19 protein-coding genes are annotated in these 22,234 nt (G+C 71.9%); 13 read left to right on the top strand and 6 right to left on the bottom strand.

Going from position 1 to position 22,234, the window contains the following annotated elements; genetic code table 11:
• Positions 1–96: 96 nt before the first annotated feature.
• The 4 genes from AB0D93_RS14270 to AB0D93_RS14285 form a co-directional block, all read right to left on the bottom strand.
• A complete protein-coding gene (locus AB0D93_RS14270) occupies positions 97–366 on the bottom strand; it encodes a hypothetical protein (protein WP_362118457.1) in 270 nt (89 codons plus the stop codon).
• A 170-nt stretch (positions 367–536) separates the two neighbouring features.
• Complete coding sequence (locus AB0D93_RS14275; RefSeq protein WP_031163497.1) at positions 537–764, bottom strand: DUF3107 domain-containing protein; 228 nt, start codon at positions 762–764, stop codon at positions 537–539.
• Positions 765–898: 134 nt separating this feature from the next.
• The gene (locus AB0D93_RS14280) at positions 899–1,540 is read right to left on the bottom strand and encodes a TetR/AcrR family transcriptional regulator (RefSeq protein ID WP_362118461.1); all 642 of its coding nucleotides are present in this window, start codon (positions 1,538–1,540) and stop codon (positions 899–901) included.
• Between the two features lie 156 nt (positions 1,541–1,696).
• Complete coding sequence (locus tag AB0D93_RS14285) at positions 1,697–1,921, bottom strand: hypothetical protein (RefSeq protein ID WP_362118464.1); 225 nt, start codon at positions 1,919–1,921, stop codon at positions 1,697–1,699.
• Between the two features lie 246 nt (positions 1,922–2,167).
• Between AB0D93_RS14285 and AB0D93_RS14290 the strand changes: the two genes are divergently transcribed.
• The 13 genes from AB0D93_RS14290 to AB0D93_RS14350 all read left to right on the top strand — a co-directional run bounded on the left by AB0D93_RS14290 (position 2,168) and on the right by AB0D93_RS14350 (position 17,613).
• Entirely contained in the window at positions 2,168–3,151 is a 984-nt protein-coding gene (locus tag AB0D93_RS14290; RefSeq protein WP_362118467.1) for an alpha/beta hydrolase, read from the top strand.
• A 547-nt stretch (positions 3,152–3,698) separates the two neighbouring features.
• Complete coding sequence (locus tag AB0D93_RS14295) at positions 3,699–4,970, top strand: DUF3152 domain-containing protein (RefSeq protein ID WP_362118470.1); 1,272 nt, start codon at positions 3,699–3,701, stop codon at positions 4,968–4,970.
• A gap of 56 nt (positions 4,971–5,026) precedes the next feature.
• Positions 5,027–5,122, top strand: a complete 96-nt coding sequence (locus AB0D93_RS14300) for an Ms4533A family Cys-rich leader peptide (RefSeq protein WP_362118473.1) — start codon at positions 5,027–5,029, stop codon at positions 5,120–5,122.
• Between the two features lie 169 nt (positions 5,123–5,291).
• Positions 5,292–7,010: an ABC transporter substrate-binding protein gene (locus AB0D93_RS14305; protein WP_362118476.1), complete on the top strand. Its 1,719-nt coding sequence runs from the start codon at positions 5,292–5,294 to the stop codon at positions 7,008–7,010.
• Positions 7,011–7,014: 4 nt separating this feature from the next.
• Positions 7,015–8,049 (top strand): ABC transporter permease, encoded by a 1,035-nt coding sequence (locus tag AB0D93_RS14310; RefSeq protein WP_362118479.1) that lies wholly within the window; start codon positions 7,015–7,017, stop codon positions 8,047–8,049.
• Positions 8,046–9,044 (top strand): ABC transporter permease, encoded by a 999-nt coding sequence (locus AB0D93_RS14315; RefSeq protein ID WP_362118482.1) that lies wholly within the window; start codon positions 8,046–8,048, stop codon positions 9,042–9,044. The genes AB0D93_RS14310 and AB0D93_RS14315 overlap by 4 nt, the downstream gene beginning before the upstream one ends.
• Entirely contained in the window at positions 9,041–10,633 is a 1,593-nt protein-coding gene (locus AB0D93_RS14320; RefSeq protein WP_362118485.1) for an ABC transporter ATP-binding protein, read from the top strand. The genes AB0D93_RS14315 and AB0D93_RS14320 overlap by 4 nt, the downstream gene beginning before the upstream one ends.
• A gap of 202 nt (positions 10,634–10,835) precedes the next feature.
• Entirely contained in the window at positions 10,836–12,542 is a 1,707-nt protein-coding gene (locus AB0D93_RS14325; protein WP_362118488.1) for a DUF3492 domain-containing protein, read from the top strand.
• Complete coding sequence (locus tag AB0D93_RS14330; protein ID WP_362118491.1) at positions 12,539–13,801, top strand: hypothetical protein; 1,263 nt, start codon at positions 12,539–12,541, stop codon at positions 13,799–13,801. The genes AB0D93_RS14325 and AB0D93_RS14330 overlap by 4 nt, the downstream gene beginning before the upstream one ends.
• 228 nt (positions 13,802–14,029) lie before the next feature.
• Positions 14,030–14,989: an NAD-dependent epimerase/dehydratase gene (locus AB0D93_RS14335; RefSeq protein ID WP_362118494.1), complete on the top strand. Its 960-nt coding sequence runs from the start codon at positions 14,030–14,032 to the stop codon at positions 14,987–14,989.
• On the top strand, positions 14,977–15,726 hold the full coding sequence (locus AB0D93_RS14340; RefSeq protein WP_362118497.1) for a spherulation-specific family 4 protein: 750 nt from the start codon (positions 14,977–14,979) through the stop codon (positions 15,724–15,726). The genes AB0D93_RS14335 and AB0D93_RS14340 overlap by 13 nt, the downstream gene beginning before the upstream one ends.
• Before the next feature lie 63 nt (positions 15,727–15,789).
• Positions 15,790–16,968 carry an adenylyltransferase/sulfurtransferase MoeZ gene (gene moeZ, locus AB0D93_RS14345; RefSeq protein ID WP_362118500.1) on the top strand — a complete coding sequence of 393 codons (1,179 nt, stop codon included), beginning with the start codon at positions 15,790–15,792 and terminating at the stop codon, positions 16,966–16,968.
• A 261-nt stretch (positions 16,969–17,229) separates the two neighbouring features.
• A complete protein-coding gene (locus AB0D93_RS14350) occupies positions 17,230–17,613 on the top strand; it encodes a hypothetical protein (protein ID WP_362118503.1) in 384 nt (127 codons plus the stop codon).
• Positions 17,614–17,676: 63 nt separating this feature from the next.
• On the opposite strand, the gene AB0D93_RS14355 is transcribed toward AB0D93_RS14350, so the two are convergent.
• Positions 17,677–19,221 carry an alpha/beta hydrolase gene (locus tag AB0D93_RS14355; RefSeq protein WP_362118506.1) on the bottom strand — a complete coding sequence of 515 codons (1,545 nt, stop codon included), beginning with the start codon at positions 19,219–19,221 and terminating at the stop codon, positions 17,677–17,679.
• Between the two features lie 72 nt (positions 19,222–19,293).
• Positions 19,294–22,116 (bottom strand): lysylphosphatidylglycerol synthase transmembrane domain-containing protein, encoded by a 2,823-nt coding sequence (locus tag AB0D93_RS14360; protein ID WP_362118509.1) that lies wholly within the window; start codon positions 22,114–22,116, stop codon positions 19,294–19,296.
• Between the last annotated feature and the right edge of the window lie 118 nt (positions 22,117–22,234).

The following is a 22,234-nucleotide window of genomic DNA, read 5'->3' on the forward strand; positions in this document are numbered from 1 at the left end:
GTCGTTGGCGGGTGCGGGGTGCGGGGTGCGGGGTGCGGGGTGCGGGGTGCGGGGTGCGTTGCGCTTGCTCGCGCGGTTCCCCGCGCCCCTGGACGGCTACGCCGTCAGGGATCGTCGGCGCAGTCCGCCCGCCGGGCGGATGAGCAGGGACAGCGACGCCGCCGAGATGACCGCGGCGCCCACGAGGCTCAGCCAGGCGACACCGGGTCCGAGCGCGGTGTGGGTGACGAAGTCACCGAAGAGAGCGCCGGCCACGCCCGTGCACAGCACCAGCGGGCGCGTCGGCAGCCGGTGGGACAGACTGTGTGCCGCCGCCCAGGCGAGGATCAGACCCAGCACTGCGGACGCGAGTGCTTCCAGGATCATGTCGGGGTCCCTCCCACGGCCGGCCCGTCCAGATGTGGTCGTACCCCGTCATACCCGTGACCTGCGGAGTGCAATCCTCCGCTGTGGAGGAGTTGTGCTCCGTCTGTGTGCACTCCCCAAGCAGAAGGGCCCGGCGGCACACGGCCGCCGGGCCCTTCCACGATGTCGGCCTACAGCGTGCCGAAGCCCACCTTGCGCACGGTCGGCTCGCCGATCTCCACGTACGCCAGGCGGTCCGTCGGCACCAGGACCTTGCGGCCCTTCTCGTCCTGCAGGCTCAGCAGCTGCGTCTTTCCGGCCAGCGCGTCGCTCACCAGGCGCTCGACCTCCTCGACGCTCTGACCGCTCTCCAGAACGATCTCGCGGGGCGCGTACTGCACGCCGATCTTGACCTCCACGGCTATGTCCCTCCGACGGCCAGTGATGTGCGCGATCTTCCGCGCCGTACGCAGCACACATTAGTCCGGTGAGGGGACGTACACGCTGCGGGTCGGCACGCCAACAGCGAACAGCCTCCGGGAACAAACGCCCGTCAGTGGTTCTCGGTGCCGTGCAGTGGGAAGCCGGCGATGCCCCGCCAGGCCAGCGAGGTCAGCAGCTGCACTGCCTGGTCGCGCGGCACGCTGCGGTCGCTGTGCAGCCAGGAACGGGCCACCACCTGGGCGAGACCGCCGAGGCCCGAGGCGAGCAGCATCGACTCCGCGCGCGACAGGCCCGTGTCCTCCGCGATGACGTCGCAGATCGCCTCCGCGCAGTCGTTGGTGACCTTGTCGACGCGCTCGCGCACCGCGGGCTCGTTCGTCAGGTCCGACTCGAAGACCAGCCGGAAGGCGCCGCCGTCGTCCTCGACGTACGCGAAATAGGCGTCCATGGTGGCCCGGACGCGCTGCTTGTTGTCGGTCGTCGACGCCAGCGCGCCGCGCACGGCCTGGATCAGCGACTCGCAGTGCTGGTCCAGCAGGGCGAGGTAGAGGTCGAGCTTGCCGGGGAAGTGCTGGTAGAGCACCGGCTTGCTCACGCCGGCCCGCTCGGCGATGTCGTCCATCGCCGCCGCGTGATAGCCCTGTGCGACGAATACCTCCTGGGCGGCGCCCAGCAACTGGTTCCGTCGGGCTCGGCGCGGCAGACGGGTGCCACGTGGGCGGGCCGCCTCAGTTTGCTCGATGGCTGTCACGCCGCCTCCCAAAGTCGTCCATATCGCGGTGTCAGCCGCGCGGCCATCGTACTTTTCGGTAACCGTGGTGTGCGCGGTGCGAGCGCAGAATTTCACGTACCGGACGGTGGCGAAAGCCGCGCCGGGTACCTCGGGCGGTCGCGGAGTCGGTCGAGGTCAGCGGTAGTCGTCCTCGTCGAGCGAGACGACACGTGCCTGTTCGACCAGATCGGCCACATTCGCGCGGCCCGGATCCACGCCGGTCAGCGGGTCGTCACGGTCCGGGGCCAGGTCGGTGTGCTGCTCGGCGGCGTCCACCTCGGGGGCCTCGACGTCGACCTCCGGGGCCGTGCCGTTCTCCAGGTCCTCGGTCGTGTCCGGCTCGATGGGGTCATAGGCCATGGTGGGCTCCCTTCCTACGAACGTCCCTGGAAGATGCAGGGGCCACATGCGGGTGCCCTCTGTACGAGCCTAGGAGACACCCGATCCGGACGCCATGCCGTCTCGCCCGTTCACCGCCCATGTCCACCGGTGTTCACCGGTCTCCTGTGGTCCGCCCGCAGATGTCCGGTTCACCCGCCGTCCATGGTTCACTCTGTGACGGCCGACACACGAACCCCGGCGTGATCACCTCGTAACATTGCCCGCATGTCTTCGACCGAGTCGCCGTCCGTGTCGGCCGCCAGTGTGCTTCCCAAGGTGGCGCCCGTCCGGGTCGGTGAGGGCGAGCGGCTGCGGTCCGTGGGACTGCCCGGAGTCACCCTGTCGATCCGGTCCCGTCGTCCCGCGCGCGAGGGCCTGCCGCCCGCACTGTACGTCCACGGGCTCGGCGGTTCCTCGCAGAACTGGTCGGCGCTGATGGCCGAGCTGGACGGCGTCGTCGACAGTGAGGCGGTCGACCTGCCCGGCTTCGGCGACTCCCCGCCCCCGGACGACGGGAACTACTCGGTCACCGGGCACGCGCGTGCGGTGATCCGCTATCTCGACGCGGCCGGCCGCGGCCCGGTCCACCTGTTCGGCAACTCGCTCGGCGGGGCCGTCACCACGCGCGTGGCCGCCGTACGGCCCGATCTCGTCCGTACGCTCACGCTCGTGTCGCCCGCCCTGCCGGAGCTGCGCATCCAGCGCACCGCCGCACCGACCGCGCTGCTCGCCGTGCCCGGTGTCGCCGCCCTGTTCACCCGGATCACCAAGGAGTGGACGGCCGAGCAGCGGGTGAGCGGGGTCATGGCGCTCTGCTACGGCGATCCCACAAGGGTGTCGCCCGAGGCGTTCCAGGACGCCGTCGAGGAGCTGGAGCGGCGACTGCAACTGCCGTACTTCTGGGACGCGATGTCCCGCTCCGCGCGCGGGATCGTGAACGCCTACACGCTCGGCGGACAGCACGGGCTGTGGCGCCAGGCCGAGCGCGTGCTCGCCCCGGCCCTGCTGATCTACGGCGGCCGCGACCAGCTCGTCGGCTTCCGCATGGCCCGCCGGGCCGCCCGCGCCTTCCGCGACTCCCGCCTGCTGTCCCTGCCGGACGCCGGGCACGTGGCGATGATGGAGTACCCGGACGTGGTGGCCACGGCGTTCCGGGAACTCCTCACGGAGACCGGGCACGCCGCCGCCGACTCGGGCACGGGGAGCTGAGGCCGGCGTGGGACGCCACAGCCGCCGCGGCCCGGCACCCAAGGACGCCTCCGCGGACATAACAACAGGGCGCACGGAACAGGGCGGTGCCCGCACGGACGACGGCCGGGCCGTCCCGGACCAGGGGGGCGGGCCGGGCGCTCAGGGCGCTCACGGGGTTGGTGGTGGTGCGGGGGCCTCCGGTGCGGTGTCTGGGCGCGCCAGGGGAACTGGCGGCCCCGGTGGCCAGGGGTTCGCCGGTGTGCCAGGTGCTCCACGTGTTCCTGGCGCGCCCGGCGGTCAGGGCTTTGCCGGTGGTCCGGGCTTTGCCGGTGCTTCAGGTCCTTCGGGTCCTTCAAATCCTTTGGGTGCTTCGGGTCCTTCGGGTGCCCCTGATGCTTTCGGGGCGCGGGGTGCTGCACCTGCCCCCGGTGCGGCAGCCGCGCGAGGCGGCCGGCCGGTGCTGCCCGGGCAGCGACAGGCGCCCGGCGGCGCCGGTCCCGCCGGTCGTCCGCCGCGCGGCCCGCAGGGACCGTCGGCATTCCCGGCCGGCACGCCCGCGCATGGCGTGCCCCGGCTTCCCGACGGCACCCCCGCGCATGGCGTGCCCCGGGTTCCCGGCGGAACGCCCGCGCAGGGAGCGCCCCCGTTCCCGGACGGCACTCCCGCGCACGGCATGCCCCGGTTCCCCGACGGCACCCCCGCGCACGGCGTGCCCGGGGTGCGGGAGTGGGCTTCCGCTCGTGGTGGGCATCCCGAGCAGCGGGAAGGCGGTGGCGGATGGGGTGGGGTCGCGGGGGCGGCCGGGCCCGGGGCCGTGCTTCCGCGGCCGCGGCCGGCCGGGCCGCGGCCGGAGTACCTCGACGCCTTCGCCGGCGGTCGCGGCGGTGATGTCGGCCTGGAGGACGACGTCGACGTCTTCACGCCGCGTCCGGGGAAGCCAGGCCCTGCCGAGCAGCACCCCGCCGACGCACCGGAGGCCGGCAGCGACGGCACACCCGCCGCCGGGCCGGCCGCGCGGGGCTCCGTCGACCTGCCCGCGCAGCGCCCCAGCGGCAAGGGGCGGACCTTCACCGGCATCGCCGCGGCCGCCGTCACCACCGTGCTCGCGGTGGTCGTCGCCGGCCAGGTGACCGGGAAGCACGACGGCGGTGCCGCACAGGCGCAGTCCGCCACCGACCAGGGCCGGGACGCACGCGCGCCCGGTGGGATCCCGTCCGCCTCGCCGGGCACGGTGACCCTGTCGTACGAGCAGAAGATGGACCGGAAGTACCCGCTCAGCGCCACGCTGAAGGGCTCCGGGAAGTTCGAGACGGTGCCCGGTTACGCCAAGGCGCCCGGCACGGGGCAGAAGTACACCTACCGCGTGGACATCGAGCAGGGCCTGGGCCTGGACGGCGAGCTGTTCGCCGAGGCCGTGCAGAAGACCCTGAACGACGACCGGAGTTGGGCCCACGGCGGTGCCCGTACCTTCGAGCGGATCTCCTCCGGCAAGCCCGACTTCGTCATCACGCTGGCCAGCCCCGGTACGACCGCGAAGTGGTGTGCCAAGTCCGGGCTGGACACCACGGAGGACAACGTCTCCTGCGACTCGGCCGCCACCGAGCGAGTGATGATCAATGCGTACAGGTGGGCCCAGGGCAGCAAGACATATGGGGACAAGATCTACCCTTATCGGCAGATGCTGATCAACCATGAGGTCGGCCACCGGCTCGGGCACGGCCATGTGACGTGCCAGAAGGACGGTGAACTGGCTCCCGTCATGCAGCAGCAGACCAAGTTCCTCGATCACGACGGGATCCACTGTCTGCCCAACCCCTGGCCCTATCCCAGGAGTTGACAGGGGCCGCTCATGTCACATTGACATGAGCCGCGAGTTCGTTCATATTTCTGCGCATGTGGTCTAGTCATGCCGTCCGGAGGAGCGCAGCCATCGAGCTGACGCTCATCGGCGTGACCGCACTCTGCGTGGCCGACATCCACTGTCGCTGACGCCGCCCCTGGCGTTCGCGTCGCGACCCCCTTTCCTCTTTTTTGCGTCCGTGGCTGAGCCACGGGCTGAGTCATGGATCTTCGACGACCCGACGCCGGGGGTGACGTCTGCCCGCAATCGTCTCACTCCTTGTCTGTCAGTCTCAGCATTCGAGAGGTCGTCATTCCGATGCGTCAACCGTCCGTAAACAGCGCCCGCGTGGCGACCGTTTCGCTTGCCCTGGTCGTGGCAGCGGGCGCCGCCGCCTGCGGTCCCAAGGACAACGATGCCAAGGGCTCCGGTGGCGACTCCACGCCCCACAAGGGCGGCACCCTCACGGTGCTGAACTCCGAGCCGCAGACCGACTTCGACCCCGCCCGCCTCTACACCTCCGGCGGCGGAAACGTCCCTTCGCTGGTCTTCCGCACCCTCACCACACGCAACCGCGAGAACGGCGCGGCCGGCTCCAAGGTCGTCCCCGACCTCGCCACCGACACCGGGCGCCCCAACAAGGACGCGACCGTGTGGACGTACACCCTGAAGAAGGGGCTCAAGTACGAGGACGGCACCCCGATCACCTCGGCCGACGTCAAGTACGGCATCGAGCGCTCCTTCGCCCCCGAGCTCTCCGGCGGCGCGCCCTACCTGCGGGACTGGCTGGTCGGCGCGGCCGACTACCAGGGGCCGTACAAGGACAAGAAGGGGCTCTCGGCGATCGAGACGCCGGACGCGCGGACCATCGTCTTCCATCTGGACAAGCCCGAGGGCGAGTTCCCGTTCCTCGCCACGCAGACTCAGTTCGCCCCGGTGCCCAAGAGCAAGGACAACGGCACCAAGTACGAGGAGCACCCGGTCTCCTCCGGCCCCTACAAGGTCGTCAAGAACGAGAACGACGGTGAGCACCTGGTCCTCACGCGCAACACGTACTGGTCGGCGGCCACCGACGACGAGCGCAAGGCCTACCCGGACACCATCGACGTCCGCTCCGGCCTCGACTCCTCGGTGATCAACCAGCGGCTGTCGGCGTCCCAGGGCGCGGACGCGGCGGCGGTCACCACCGACACGAACCTCGGCCCGGCCGAACTCGCGAAGGTGAGCGGCGACAAGGAACTCGCCGCGCGCGTCGGCACCGGCCACTTCGGCTACACGAACTACATCGCGTTCAACCCGACCGTGAAGCCCTTCGACAACCCGAAGGTGCGGCAGGCGATCGCCTACGCAGTCGACCGGTCCTCGGTGGTCAACGCGGCCGGCGGCAGCGCGCTCGCCGAGCCCGCCACCACCTTCCTGCCGGACCAGAAGTCCTTCGGCTACACGCCGTACGACCCGTTCCCGGCGGGCGCGTCCGGCAACCCGGCCAAGGCCAAGGACCTGCTCGCCCAGGCCGGTTACAAGAACGGGCTCACCGTCACGCTGACCCACTCCAACGCCAAGGACTTCGAGACCAGCCCGGAGATCGCGACCGCCGTCCAGGACGCCCTCAAGAAGGCCGGCATCACGGTCAGGCTGCAGGGCCTGGAGGACAACGACTACCGGGACAAGATCCACGGCGTGAAGACCGAGCCCGGGTTCTTCCTCGCGCACTGGGGTGCCGACTGGCCCTCCGGTGGTCCCTTCCTCGCCCCGATCTTCGACGGCCGGCAGATCGTCAAGGACGGCGCGAACTTCAACACAAGTCTGCTCGACGACAAGTCGGTCAATGCCGAGATTGACGCGATCAACAAGTTGACCGACCTTGGTGCGGCCGCCCAGCGATGGGGCGCACTGGACAAGAAGATCGGCGAGAAGGCCCTCGTCGTGCCGCTGTTCCACCCGGTCTACAAGCGCCTGTACGGCAAGGACGTCAAGAACATCGTCATCAGCGACTGGACCGGCGTGCTGGACATCTCCCAGGTCGCGGTGAAGTAGCGCCGTGAGTGACGCACTTGTCGCCGTCGAGACCGCCGGGACGGAGTCGTCCGTCCCGGCGGTCTCGGGGGCCCGTCAGTTCTGGCGGCGGCTGCGGGCGCAGCGCGCCGCCCTGGTCGCCGCGGCCGTCGTCGCGCTGCTCGTGCTGATCGCGCTCGCCGCGCCGCTGTTGACGGCCCTGGAGGGCCAGGACCCCACCACGTACCACCCGTCCCTGATCGACTCCGCGCGCGGGGGCGTGCCGGTCGGCTCCTTCGGCGGCATGAGCGCCGACCACTGGCTGGGCGTCGAGCCGCAGACCGGTCGCGACCTGTTCGCCCGGCTGGTGTACGGCGCGCGGGTGTCGCTGGGCGTCGCGCTGGCGGCCGTGGTGGTGCAGGTGATCCTCGGCGTCGTCATCGGTGTCGCCGCCGGCCTGGGCAACCGCTGGGTCGACCTGGTCCTGAGCCGGATCACCGACATCTTCGTCTCGATGCCGCTGATGATCATGGCGCTGGCGCTGCTGGCCGTCGTGCCCAACGGGTTCCCGCGGCCCGTGCTCGTCGCGTTGATCATCGCCCTGGTCTCCGGCTGGAGCACGACGGCGAAGATGGTCCGCGCCCAGACCCTCACCCTGAAGAACCTCGACTACGTCGCCGCCTCCCGGCTCAGCGGCTGGAGCACCTGGCGCACCGCCGTACGCGAACTGCTCCCGGGGCTGGCCGCGCCGGTCATCACCTACGCGGCGCTGCTCATCCCGACGAACATCAGCGCCGAGGCCGCTCTGTCCTTTCTCGGCGTCGGTGTGAAGCCGCCGACGCCCTCCTGGGGACAGATGCTCACCTCCGCCGACGTCTGGTACCAGGCGGCACCGCAGTACCTGCTGCTGCCCGCCGCCGCCCTGTTCGTGACCGTGTTCGCGATGACCGTCCTCGGTGACGGCGTCCGCGTCGCCCTCGACCCGCGCGCGGCCTCCCGCCTGCGCGTCGGCACCGGCCGCAAGCGCGAGGACCGGGCGCGGACGGCGGCCGCCCCTGTGCCCGAGGAGGACCCGGCATGAACGGCCTCACCGGCTTCGTCCTGCGCCGCGTCATCGGCGCCGTGGTCACCCTGTTCGCACTCTCGGTGATCATCTACGTCGTCTTCTACGTCACCCCCGGCAACGTCGCCCAGATCACCTGCGGCCCGCGCTGCTCCCCGGCCCAGGTCCACCAGGTGGCCCAGCAACTCCACCTCGGCGACCCGCTGTACGTGCGCTACGGGCACTTCCTGCAGGGGATCTTCGCGGGCCAGGACTTCTCGACCGGCACCGGCGTGGAGCACTGCGCGGCGCCCTGCCTCGGCGAGTCGTACCAGAACGACCAGCAGGTCACCGACATCATCCTGACCAGGCTGCCGGTGAGCTTCTCGCTCGTGATCGGCGCGATGGTGATCTGGCTGGTGCTCGGCGTCGGCACCGGCGTGCTGTCCGCCTGGCGCCGCGGCCGCTTCAGCGAGCGCGCCCTGACCGCGGTCACGCTGGCCGGCGTCGCCACGCCGGTCTTCGTCATCGGCCTCGTCCTGATGATCGTCGTCTGCGGCGAACTGCAGCTCCTGCCCTTCCCGCAGTACGTCGCCCTCACCGACGACCCCGAGCAGTGGGCGTGGAACCTGCTGCTGCCCTGGCTCTCCCTCGCCCTCATCGAGGCGGCCAACTTCGCCCGCCTCACCCGGGCGTCGATGCTGGAGACGCTGGCCGAGGACCACATCCGCACGTTCCGCGCGTACGGCGTCGGCGAGCGCGCGGTGATCGCCCGGCACGCGCTGCGCGGGGCGACGGCGTCCGTCATCGCGCTGAACGCGGTCACCTTCGGCTCGGCCGTGGGCGGTGCCGTCCTCACCGAGACCCTCTTCGGCCTGCCCGGCATCGGCCAGGAGCTGGTGCACGCGGTGAAGGTCGTCGACCTGCCGGTGGTCGTCGGCATGGTCCTGGTCGTCGGCTTCTTCGTGGTCCTCGCCAATGCCGTCGCGGACGTCCTGTACGCGGTGGCCGACCGACGGGTGGTACTCCAGTGAGTCTGGTGGAAGTGACGGACCTGACCGTCGAGTTCGGCGCGCTGCGGGCCGTGGACGGACTCTCCTTCAGCCTGGCGAAGGGCGCCGCGCTGGCCCTCGTCGGTGAGTCCGGCTCCGGCAAGTCCACGGTCGCGGGCGCCCTGCTGGGCCTGCACCGGGGTACCGGGGCGCGGGTCACGGGATCGGTGCGGGTGGCCGGTACGGACGTACAGGACGCCCCGGACGACGACCTGCGGCGGCTGCGCGGCGCCAAGGCCGCCATGGTCTTCCAGGACCCGCTGTCGTCGCTGGACCCGTACTACGCGATCGGCGACCAGATCGCCGAGGTCCATCGTGTGCACACACGCGTGTCGCGTCGCACCGCACGCGCGCGTGCCGTCGAGGTGCTGGAGCGGGTTGGAATTCCGGACGCGGCGCGCCGGTCCCGGTCCCGCCCGCACGAGTTCAGCGGCGGAATGCGCCAGCGCGCCCTCATCGCCATGGCCCTGGCCTGTGAACCGGAACTGCTGATCGCCGACGAGCCGACCACCGCCCTCGACGTCACCGTCCAGGCCCAGATCCTGGACCTGCTGCACACGCTGCGCGAGGAGACCGGCATGGGCCTGCTGCTGGTCACCCACGACGTGGGCGTCGCCGCCGAGAGCGTGGACGACATCCTCGTCATGCGGCACGGCAGGGCGGTCGAGCGCGGCCCGGTCGGCACGGTCCTCGCGGCACCCGCCGAGGCGTACACCCGCGAACTCCTCGACGCCGTCCCGCGCGTGGACGTCGGCCGCGCCGTCTCCCAGGCCTCCGACGAGGTCGTGCTGGAGGCCACCGGAGTGCGGCGCGAGTTCGGGCGCGGCAGGCGGACGTTCGCGGCCGTGGACGACGTCTCGCTGACCGTCCGCCGCGGCGAGACCCTCGGCGTGGTCGGGGAGAGCGGCAGCGGCAAGACCACGCTCGGCCGCATGCTCGTGGGGTTGCTGGAGCCGACCGCCGGCGCGATCCGCCACGAGGGCCGCCCGCACACCGGTGTGAACCCGGCCGTCCAGATGGTCTTCCAGGACCCGGTCTCCTCGCTCAACCCCCGCCGCAGCGTGGGTGAGTCCATCGCCGATCCGCTCCGCGCGCGCGGAGAGGCCGACGAGGAGCGCATCCGGGGGCGCGTGACGGAACTGCTGGAGCGCGTCGGACTCGAAGGCGCGCACTACGACCGCTACCCGCACGAGTTCAGCGGCGGCCAGCGGCAGCGCATCGGCATCGCCCGGGCGCTCGCCGCCGAACCGCGCGTCATCGTGTGCGACGAGCCGGTCTCCGCGCTCGACGTGACGACCCAGGCCCAGGTGGTCGAGCTGCTCGGCGAACTCCAGCGGGAACTCGGCCTCGCGCTGGTCTTCATCGCGCACGACCTCGCCGTCGTCCGCCAGGTCAGCGACCGGGTCGCGGTGATGCGCCGGGGCCGGGTCGTCGAGTACGGGCCGGCGGACGAGGTGTACGACAGCCCGCGCGAGCCGTACACCAGGCAGCTCCTGGCCGCCGTCCCGGCGCTCGATCCGGAGCTGGCCGCCCAGCGGCGCGCGGCCCGGCGTGAACCGGCCGTGGCGTAACGTTTCGTGCGGGAGCGATCACGCTCCGAACCCTTAGCGCGACGGAACGCGACCCGCACGCGAAAGTTACGACCGTTCACCCCTTTTGGTGGTGCGATGGACAACCGTCCGTCGCACCACGGCCATGTGCCCTTACGTTCGTCCCGCTGCGAGCCGCCGGGACGAACGGCGGCTCCCCAGACAGGAGATCGGGGGTGCACACGTGCGCATCGGACTGCTTACGGAGGGTGGCTACCCGTATGTGAGCGGTGACGCCGGACTCTGGTGCGACCGGCTCGTGCGCGGGCTCGAGCAGCACGAGTTCGACATCTACGCGCTCAGCCGCGGCCGGCACCAGGAGGACGAGGGCTGGGTCGCGCTCCCGCCGCAGGTCGGCCGGGTACGTACGGCGCCACTGTGGATGGCCGAGGACGACGGGATCGTGTACGGGCGACGCGCGCGCCGGCGGTTCGCCGAGCACTACGGGGAACTGGTCGGAGCGGTGTGCGCCGGTACCGGAGCCGACACGGCGTCCGAGGGCGGGTCCGCGGATCTGCCGGACCGTTTCGGCAGCGCGCTGTACGGCCTCGCCGAACTCGCCCGCGAGGAGGGCGGACTGGTCGGCGCCCTCCGCTCGGACGCCGCCGTACGCATCCTCGAACGCGCCTGCCGCGCCCCCGGCGCGCTGCGCACGGCGCACGAGGCGCGCGTGCCCGATCTGCTCACCGTCGCCGCGCACCTCGAACGCGCGCTGCGCCCCCTCTCCCTCGACTGGTACGGCGACGACGAACTCGGCGCGGCCGACCTCTGCCACGCCGCGGCCGGCGGCCCCGCCGCCCTACCCGGGCTGCTCGCCCGGCACTTCTGCGGCGTACCACTGCTGGTCACCGAGTACGGCGTACCACTGCGCTCCCACTACCTGGCGCTCGGCCCCGACACCGCCGCCCCCGCCGTACGCGCGCTGCTCGGCGCCTTCCACGGCCGCCTCGCCGCCGAGGTCTACCGGCGGGCCGAGATCCTCACCCCCGGCAACGCCCACGCCCGGCGCTGGCAGGAACGGTGCGGCGCCGAGCGGGCCCGGATCCGGACCGTCCACCCGGGCATGGACGCCGCACGCTTCGCGGAGGTCGGCGAGGCCCCGGACCGCGCCGACCCGGACACGCTGGTCTGGGTGGGGCGCGTCGAACCCGCCAAGGACCTCGTCTCGCTGCTGCACGCCTTCGCGGAGGTGCGCAGGGAGGAGCCCAAGGCGCGCCTGAGGATCGTCGGCGCGGCCTCCGGTCCGGAGGGCACGGCCTACCTCGGCCACTGCCGGGCGCTGGCCGCCCAGCTCTTCCCGGACGAGGCCGAGGGCGTGCACGCGGTCGGCGACAACCCGGTCTCCTTCGAGGAGATCGGCGGCCCGGGGGCCCCGACCCTGCCCGAGGCGTACGCCGCCGGCGCGGTCGTCGTGCTGTCCAGCGTGGTCGAGGGCTTCCCCGTCGGTCTCATCGAGGCCATGTTCTGCGGCCGCGCCACGGTGTCCACCGACGTCGGCGCGGTGGTGGAGGTCATCGGGGGCACCGGCCTCGTCGTGCCGCCGCGCAATCCGCGGGCGCTCGCCGAGGCGTGCGTGACATTGCTGCGCGACCCCGAGCGCCGTGAGCGCCTCGGCGCCGCCGCGCGCGCCCGCGCCCTCGAACTGTTCACCGTCGAGCAGAACATCGCTGCGTTTCACGGCATTTACCTGCAGATCGTCTCGCGCTGTCCGGTCCGCCGCGTCGTCCTCGACGAGGCCGGCGACCCCCTGCCGTTCGCCACCCCCGCCGAGTCCCACGTCCCCGGCCGCTGGACCGGCCCCACGGCCCGCGTCCTGCCCCGCACACTCCCCGGCTGGGCCACGGCACCACCGGTACGCGCCACACCACTGGCCGCTGCGGAGGGGGCGTGATGGGTGTACGGGACGACCGCGCCGACAGCCGCGGAGGCGCGCTGGGAAGGCTGAGCGAACGAAGCACGCAGGGGGAGGACGGGCTCGACGCGCCTCCAAGGTCCGCCGACGCCGCTCCGGGTGGCCCGGAGCCGGGCGGGCGGCGTGTCGCCAAGCCCCGGCGGGGAGCCGCCGACCCCGTGAAGGCTCTGCTGCACCAGCACCGCGAGCTGTGCGAGCGGGCCGTGGACCCGCTGGAGATCGCCGCCGGGCTGGAGGCGCACGGCGTCACCGACCGGACGGCCGCCCGCTTCCGCCACCGCGACGTCTTCTCGCTCGCCGAGGAGCTGTACGCCCGTGTGCCGCGCAACGGCGAACAGGGCCCGGACACCGAGCTCCTGCCCGCGCCCCGCGTGCGCGCGGACTGGATCCTGCTCACCCTGGCGCCCGGCGTCCTCGGCGCGGCCACGGTGACCGGACTGCGCCTCACCCACGGCCGTCCCCGCCTCCTGGCCGCGGCCGTCGGTATCCTCGCCGTCGCCCTCGCCACCCGTGCCGCACTGCGCCGCGGTCCCCTCGCCGGCCTGCCCGGCCCACACACGTGGCGCACGGCGAACGGCACGCGCGCGTGCACCCTGTGGCTGCTCGGATACGCCCTCCTCGGCGACGGTCTCCTGGGCGCCCTCCTGGACGGAGGCCCCGACGCCCTGCCGAGCGGCTCCCCGGGCGGCCCCTGGCCCACGGCCACCGCGCCCTGCGTGGCCCTCACCCTGGCCTGCGCCCCCGCGGCCTGGTGCGCCCACCTGCTCACCGCGGGCGCCCGCCGCAGACTCGCCGGCAGCCGGGACCTGGAGGACTTCACGGCCGCCGTCAAACCGCTGCTGTTCGGCACGTTCACCCTGTTCCTGGGGGCGCTGACCGCACTGCTCCTGGTGTCCGGCACCGTCCTGCACCAGTCCGCGGCCTACCCGCAGACCCTCGCCCTGGGCGCCCTGCTGCTGCTCGCCCGCCTGCTCACCGTGCACCACCACCGGCACGCCCCGGCCGTGGCGCTCGGTGCCGCGGCCGCCACGGAGGCGGTGGCCCTCGTCCTGTCGTCGGCCGCGAGGCTGCCCGGCTGTGCCGTCCTGGCAGCCCCCGTCCACACCCTCGTGCAGGCCTGGGGGGAGTCCGCCGTCCCGGCCCTCGCCTGCGGCATCGCGGCACTGGCCCTGCTGCTCCACGCCGGGCGCACCCTCACCCGGGCCTCGGCGCACGCGCCCACGGGAACCCCCGACTGACCTCTTGTCACCGGCCCGAACCGCCGCCGGAGGCGACCGCACCACCCCTTTTTGAAGGAGAAGCCAGATGACCACCTCCCGACCCGGAGCGTCCGGCGCGTCCGGAGCCTCCGGAACCGTCCGCGCGTCCGGAGCAGCCGCAGGCGCAGGAGCCGCCGGGACCGCCGGAGCCGTTCGTCACGCGAGCCCCGTCGGTCACGCCGGTCCGCACACCCCGGGAGCCACGCGATGAGGGTCCTGCTGATCGGAGCCAACGGCTACATCGGCCGCTTCGTCGCCGACCGCCTGCTCGCCGACCCGGCCGTCCAGCTCACCGCGCTCGGCCGCGGCGACGACGCGGACGTCCGCTTCGACCTCGCCACCGGCAGCCCCGGCGCACTCACCCGCTTCCTCGACGCGGTGCACCCCGGGGTCGTCGTCAACTGCGCGGGCGCCATCCGCGGCGGCGCCCGCGAACTCACCCGGCACAACACCGTGGCCGTCGCCACCGTCTGCGAGGCCCTGCGCCGCAGCGGCTGCGGGGCGCGGCTGGTCCAGATCGGGTGCGGCGCCGAGTACGGGCCGAGTCAGCCCGGCTCCTCCACCGCCGAGGACGCCGTACCGCGCCCCGGCGGCCCGTACGGCGTCAGCAAGCTCGCCGCGACCGAACTGGTCCTCGGCTCGGGTCTGGACGCCGTCGTACTGCGCGTCTTCTCCCCGGCGGGCCCCGGCACCCCGGCCGGCTCACCGCTGGGGCGTCTCGCCGAGGCGATGCGGCGGGCCATGCAGTCCGGCGACGGCGAACTCAAACTCGGCGGCCTCGGCGTCCAGCGCGACTTCGTCGACGTACGCGACGTCGCCCGCGCCGTGCACGCGGCCTCGCTGTCCGCCGCGCAGGGCGTCATCAACATCGGCTCCGGCCGTGCCGTCCGTCTCCGCGACGCCGCCGCCGTCCTCGCCCGCGTGGCCGGATACGGCGGCGCCCTGCACGAACTCGACGCCCCGCCCGTCCCGTTGCGCAGCCCCATCGGCCATCCCCGCGCGGACTCCGACCACGCGGCTCCGGTGGCCTACCCGTACCCGGACGGCTGCGGCAGCTGGCAGCAGGCCGATGTGCGCACCGCGCGCGACCGGCTCGGCTGGCGGCCCCGCATCAACCTCGAAGAGTCCCTGGCCGACATCTGGATGGAGGCGGCATGCCGCATCTGACCAGCACCCCAGCAGGCGTCCCGAGCACCGGTCTGCGCACCGGCATCGGTGTCCCCGGCTACGCCCACCCGCTCGTCGCCCCCGCCCAGTGGGCCGAACTCGCGCGCCCGGGCACCCCGCTGGACTGGGTGGTGCTCAACGTGGCCGCCGGCCCCGGCACGCGCCCGGACCCGCACTGTCTGGAGGCCGCGGGCCGGCTGCGGGGCGCGGGCGTCCGCGTCCTCGGCCACCTGGACCTCACCCACGGCGCCCGCGCCTTCGCCGACCTGCTCTCCGACGCCCATCGCCACCTCGACTGGTACCGGGTCGACGGCTTCCTGCTGGACCGCTGCCCCACCGACCGCACCGAGCTCCCCGAGGTCCGGCGCGCGATCACCACACTCCGGGCGATCAGTGACACTGCCCACATCGTCCTGGGCCACGGCAGCCACCCGCACCCCGGCTACGCGGAGAACGCCGACCAGCTGGTGACCTTCTCCGGCCCCTGGTCCGACTACCGCTGGTCGCAGGTCGCCGAGTGGACCGCCGACTATCCACCGGACCGCTTCTGCCACTTCGTGCACGGCGTACCGCGCGGCCATCTGGAGGAGGCGCTGCGCATCGCCCGCTGGCAGGGAGCGGCGACGATCTACTTCACCGATCGCACGGACGGTCGCGGCCGCGCCGACCCCTGGGAGACGATGCCCGGCTACTGGGACGAAATCGTCTCGCGTATCGGAACAGGTGTCTCGGAATGAAGAAGGGCGTGGCAGTGTTACGAGGAGAACAACTGTAGTGATTGACCGACCAACGGAGTCCCCGTGTCGCTGCCACCCCTGGTTGAGCCAGCCTCTGAGCTCACCGTAGACGAGGTCCGCAGGTACTCCCGCCACCTGATCATCCCCGACGTGGGCATGGACGGGCAGAAGCGGCTGAAGAACGCCAAGGTGCTGTGTGTGGGCGCCGGCGGCCTGGGCTCGCCGGCGCTGATGTACCTGGCCGCCGCGGGCGTGGGCACCCTCGGCATCGTGGAGTTCGACGAGGTCGACGAGTCGAACCTGCAGCGCCAGATCATCCACAGCCAGTCCGACATCGGCCGCTCCAAGGCCGAGTCCGCCCGTGACACCGTCAAGGGCATCAACCCGTACGTGAACGTGATCCTTCACGAGGAGCGGCTCGAGGCCGACAACGTGATGGACATCTTCAGCCAGTACGACCTGATCGTCGACGGCACGGACAACTTCGCGACGCGCTACCTGGTCAACGACGCCTGCGTGCTGCTGAACAAGCCGTACGTGTGGGGCTCGATCTACCGCTTCGACGGCCAGGCCTCCGTCTTCTGGTCCGAGCACGGCCCCTGCTACCGCTGCCTCTACCCGGAGCCCCCGCCCCCCGGCATGGTCCCCTCCTGCGCCGAGGGCGGCGTCCTGGGCGTGCTGTGCGCGTCCATCGGCTCCATCCAGGTCAACGAGGCGATCAAGCTCCTCGCGGGCATCGGTGAGCCGCTCGTCGGCCGCCTGATGATCTACGACGCCCTGGAGATGACGTACCGCCAGGTCAAGGTCCGCAAGGACCCGAACTGCGCGGTCTGCGGCGAGACCCCGACCGTCACCGAGCTCATCGACTACGAGGCCTTCTGCGGCGTCGTGTCGGAGGAGGCCCAGGCGGCGGCCGCCGACTCGACGATCACTCCCAAGCAGCTCAAGGAGTGGATCGACGACGGCGAGAACATCGAGATCATCGACGTCCGCGAGCCGAACGAGTACGAGATCGTCTCCATCCCGGGCGCCACGCTGATCCCGAAGAACGAGTTCCTGATGGGCACCGCCCTGGAGGGCCTCCCGCAGGACAAGAAGATCGTCCTGCACTGCAAGACGGGTGTCCGCAGTGCGGAAGTCCTCGCGGTCCTGAAGTCGGCCGGCTTCGCGGACGCCGTCCACGTCGGCGGCGGCGTCATCGGCTGGGTCAACCAGATCGAACCGCACAAGCCGGTGTACTGATCACCGGTCTCGCCGACCGGCGAGGCTAGCGAAGCCCACGGCTCCGACCCTGTCGGACGCCGTGGGCTTCTGTCGTTGTTCCGAGCACCGCACCCCCGGCGCCGCCCACGCCCCGCGCGGCCGAGCGCCCCCGTGACCAAGATCACCGGGACCTGAGCGTATTGATGGGGACATGCAAAACGCGTCTGTCCTAGTGTGAGCGTGACTTTTCGTATTCCGAACACCTGATGTGGTGTCGGCTGAAACTGGGGGTAATCGAAGTTGTTCAAGGGGCTTCGAGGTCTTGGACTGGGCGCGGCCGTCACGGCCCTCGCCGGGTCGATGCTGTTCGCAGGGACGGGGACCGCGGAAGCGGCCTCGGGCTGCTCCGGAACCCGGATCGAGCACCTTTCCTTTGATACCGGATGGGCCGACCTCTATTACGACAACGGCTACAACTGCGCGGTGGCCACCTCGCGCAATCCCGGGGTCAAACTGCACATGGCCGTGTGGATCGAGGTGCTCGGCGGGACCAAGGTCTCGGACTCGGGTTACTACACGCAGTACGCCGGCCCTGTGCGCGTCTACGCACACGGGACATGTGTGCGTTTCGGCGGGGAAGTCGGGCCCACCGGAGATGACACCAACTGGGGTCACTGCGGCTGAGGGAGTTCCGTACGCGGATGACGGGGGCCTCGGGCGCGTGCGGCGCCCGGGGCCCCGGCGCCGTCAGGAGCAGACCTTGCCGGCCTTCGGCTTCTTCCCGTCCAGCAGGTAGGCGTTCACCGCGGCCTGCACGCACTTGTTCCCGCTGTCGTACGCCCCGTGTCCCTGGCCCTTGTACGTCAGCTCGACGGCCACGCCCTTGCCGAGCGCCTCGGCCATCTTCCTCGCGCCCTCGTACGGGGTGGCCGGGTCGCCGGTGTTGCCGACGACGAGGATGGGCGCCGAGCCGGGCGCGCTGACGTCGGGGTGGTCGGCGGCGCCCGCCACGGGCCAGTTGGTACAGCTGACCAGGCCCCAGGCCAGGTAGTCCCCGAACAGCGGGGAGGCGGCACGGAACTCGGGAACTTTCCCCTGGACCTGGTCGGCCGTGTACCGCGGTTTCTGGTCGGCGCAGTTGATGGCGATGTTCGCCGCGGTGATGTTGCTGTACTGGCCGTCCTCGCTGCGGCCGTTCATCGCGTCGGACAGCAGCATGAGGACCTTGCCGTCACCCTCGTACGCCTGCTCCAGGCCCTCGGTGAGGTACTCCCAGAAGTCCTTGGAGTACAGGGACTGCGCGATGCCGTTCGTCGCGGCGGTCTGGGTGAGCTGGCGCGGCGGGATACCGGGGATCGGCTTCTTCTCCAGGTCGTTGAGCAGTTTCGCGATGCGGTTCTTCACGTCCTGCGGAGTGTCGCCGACCGGGCATTCCGTGGCCTTCGAGGTGCAGTCCTCGGCGAAGTTGTTCAGCGCCAGCTGGAAACCCCGGGCCTGCCCGAGCGCGCTCTGTTCGGGGTTCTGGGTGGGGTCGACGACGGCGTCCAGCACGGCCCGGCCCACGTTCTTCGGGAACAAGTGCGCGTACACGCCGCCGAGTTCGGTGCCGTAGGAGATGCCGAAGTAGTGCAGCTTGGCGTCGCCGAGGACCTGACGCATCAGGTCCATGTCTCGGGCCGCGTCCGTGGTCGCCACGTGCGGCAGGATCTTCCTGGAGTTCTGCTCACAGGCCGCGTTGAACTGCTTGGTGCGGTTGAGCAGCGCCGCGCGCTCGGCACTGTCGTCGGGGGTCGCGTCCTGCTGGAAGAACACGTCCAGCTGGGCGTCGCTCTTGCACTTCACCGGCGCGCTGCGGCCGACCCCGCGCGGGTCGAAGCTGACCAGGTCGTAACGGGTGCGCAGGGCGGCGTAGTCCGAGCCGAACGCGGGGAGCGAGCTGACGCCGCTGCCACCGGGGCCGCCGAAGTTGAACACGAGGGAGCCGATCCGCTTGCTCTCGGGGCCGCTGGTCCGGGCGCGGATCAGGGCGATGCCGATGGTGTCGCCCTTCGGTTTGTTCCAGTCCAGAGGCGCCTGCATGGTGGCGCACTGCCACGTGCCGCCGTGCGGCAGCGGCGACGGGGCGCTGCCACCGCCCTCCGCCTCGGACGGCGCCGGGCAGTCCTTCCAGTCCAGCTTCTGCGCCGCGAGGTCGCTGTCCTTGATGCCGTCGCCGCATCCGGCCAGCGGAGCGGACAGCAGCACGGCAGTGGTTGCCAGGGCGGCGGCGCGCAGCCGGGAGGAGTTCGCCATGCCCCCATCCTGACGGCGCGCACGCCGGTGCGCGCGGGGCGCGGGCCGTACGAGGTATAACGCCCCCGGGCCTTACAGGGCTCCCTTGCGGGTGAGGTGGTTGAAGGCCAGCCAGCCCGGCAGCACCGGCAGCCACAGCGTCAGCAGGCGGTACAGCAGGACGGCCGGGGCGGCGACCTCCTTGGGCAGGCCGAACGCGATCAGGCCGAGTGTGAGGCTCGCCTCCACCGCGCCCACGCCGCCCGGAGTGGGCGCCGCGGACCCCAGCGCGTTGCCGGCGAGGAAGACGACGGCGACGCTGGCGATGCTGAGCGAGGTCGAGCCGTCGCCGAACGCCCGTACGGAGGCGTCCAGGCACATCACGAAGCAGGCCGTCAGCAGGAGCATGCCGCCGATACCGGTGACGAGCTTCTGCGGCCGCTGCAGCACGTCGAGCATGCGCGGTACGACACCGGCGAACAACGACCGCACGCGCGTGACGAGGAACTTCCGCAGGAACGGCACCGAGGTCACCACGAGCACGAGCACCGCCACGGTCAGCAGACCCGCGATGACCGTGCGGGACGGCGACAGCGACGGCGTCTTCTCGGTACCGGTGAGATAACCGAAGGACAGCAGCATCAGGATGTGACAGCCGAGCCCGAACAGCTGCGACGCCCCGACGCTCGCCACCGCGAGCCCCGCGCGTACGCCGGCGCGCTGCAGGAAACGCGTGTTGAGGGCGACACCACCCACCGCGGCCGGCGCCACGATCTTGACGAAGGACCCGGCGACCTGCGCCGCCACCGCCCTCAGGAACGGCACCCGCTCCGGGACGAACCCCAGCAGCGCCATCGCCGCGGCGACGTAGCTGAGCGCGGCGAACAGCACCGCGGCGATCACCCAGCCCCACTGGGCCTGCGCGAAGAGCGTGCCGAACTCGATGTGGGTGAGCTGCGTCAGCAGGTAGTACGCGCCGATCGCACCCGCGATGAAGCTGATCAGCGTGCGCGGCCGCACCCGTTCCAGCCGGGCCGGCTCCACGGGGGCCTGTGGCCTGATCCGCAGCACCTCGTGCCGGATCTGGGTGAGCAGGTCCTCCTCGCGGGCCTCTTCCATCGCTTCGTCGATGGCCCGCCGCTCCGCGCGCTGCTCGGCGCGGACGGTCTTCTTGTCGGGCTTCTCGAGGGCGGGCCGGCTCGTCTCGGACGCCTCCTCCAGGCGGGTCTGCTTGGCCTGCCGGGACGCCTCCAGGACCGCTTCCCGTTCCCGCTCGGCGCGCTCGCGGGCCAGCCGGCGCAGCGTCGCGCGCGTGGAGCGCGTCAGCGCGATCGGCTGGAGCATCGGCAGACAGTCGGCGACCGCGTCCGGGCCGAGCACGCCGACCGCCGAGGCCACGGCCCGTTCGGCGCCCACCCGCAGACCGAGCGTGGTGACCAGCTGCGCCACGTCCATGCGCAGCAGCAGATCGCCGGCCGCGATCTCGCCGCCGCGCAACTCGGTGAGGATCACCCTGCCGGAACGATCCACCAGAATCGCGTCACCCGCGAGCCTGCGGTGCGCGATGCGCCGCGACTGCAGCGCCTGCACCTGGTGCCAGGTGTTGCGCAGCAACTCGTCGGTGATCTCCTCGTCGGCCAGCGAGTCCAGGGTGCGCCCGCCGCTGTGCTCGTAGACGAGCATGACGGCGTCGGGGCCCAGTTCGGAGGTCGCGATCAGCTTGGGCGCGTTGGCCCCGGCCGCGATCGCCGCGTAGGCCAGCAGGGCCTCCTGCTCCAGCGCCTGGCGCAGCGACTGGAGGCTGGAGCGGGTGGCGAAGCCGCGCAGGGTGAGATTGCGCCACGCCCGGTAGAAGAAGCCCTGGGCCTGCTGTTCCCGGTCCACGACCGTGACGTCCAGCGGAGGACCGTCCTCCAGGGTGACGAAGTAGCGCCTGCCGCGGTCGCCGTTCTCCGACTCCACGGCCTCCTCACGGGCCGCGCTGACGGGGTGGAAGCCCACGTGCCTCAGGCCCGCCATCAGGGTCTGTCCGGTGGGGCGGACATTGGGGGAGCCGACCGCGTACAGCGTGCCGTAGGCGATCGTCCAGCCGATCAGCACCGTCAGGATGATCGAGAACGGGGTCGTGTAGCCCGTGACCAGCATCGAGAACGCGTCGAGCAGCAGCACGATCCACAGCACCGCACGCCATCTGGGTCTGCGGGACATGCCGACGGCCGTCATATAGGCGATCACGGGCGCCAGATAGCCGTGCACGGGGTCGGTCAGGGCGTGGATGTCGCCCGGCGAGGGCTGGGTGAGCGCCTCCTGGATCGAGCCCGGAGCCGCCCGGGCGACCCACAGGTCGGTCGCGAGGGTCACTCCGTGGGCGAGGACGGCCGCGAGGACCCCGTCGGCGATGCGCAGCCCGTCGCGTTTGATCAGCCGCTCGATCGCGAAGGCGACCGGGACGAGCAGGATCGCGATGCTGGAGGCCAGACCCGCGAACCGGATCAGCAGGTCGGGGGCCTGCCCGGTGCCCTTGTTGATGTCCTGTTCCAGGCCCGAGGTGGTGCCGTGCGCGAAGGCGGCGATCGTGAGCAGGACGACGACGCCGAGCAGGCCCACCACGCACCGCATGAGGTCGGAAGGGCGGTGCACGCGCGCGGGGAGCAGCGGTTCGTCGCCCTCCACGGCCTCGGCGTGCGGATCGTCGTCTGCGCCCGGACCGTGGCCAGGGGGCGTGTTCTCCGGGACGTGCGCCCCCTCGGTCTCGTCGTGGTCCTTCTCACACGCGCGTGTGCCCTCGTCCCGGGGCGGACCGGTGCCCTTCCGCCGCGCGCCACTGTCCTTGCCCGGGCCGTCGGCGGTGCCGGGGCGCGCGGCGGCGTCAGGGGTGCCCGCCGCGTCCTCGGGGTGCACGCCCTGCTGATTCATGGTCTCTTCTTGGTCTCGTATCACCGGTCACCGCCCGCACGATGGTGGCATGCCCCGCCGACACACACGGGCATCAGGGTGCGGATGCGCGGGCGCACAGTCTGCCGGAAGCGCCGTC

Origin of the sequence: Streptomyces sp. NPDC048191 (assembly GCF_040652655.1) — a bacterium.
In the GTDB taxonomy this organism is placed as follows: Bacteria; Actinomycetota; Actinomycetes; order Streptomycetales; family Streptomycetaceae; genus Streptomyces.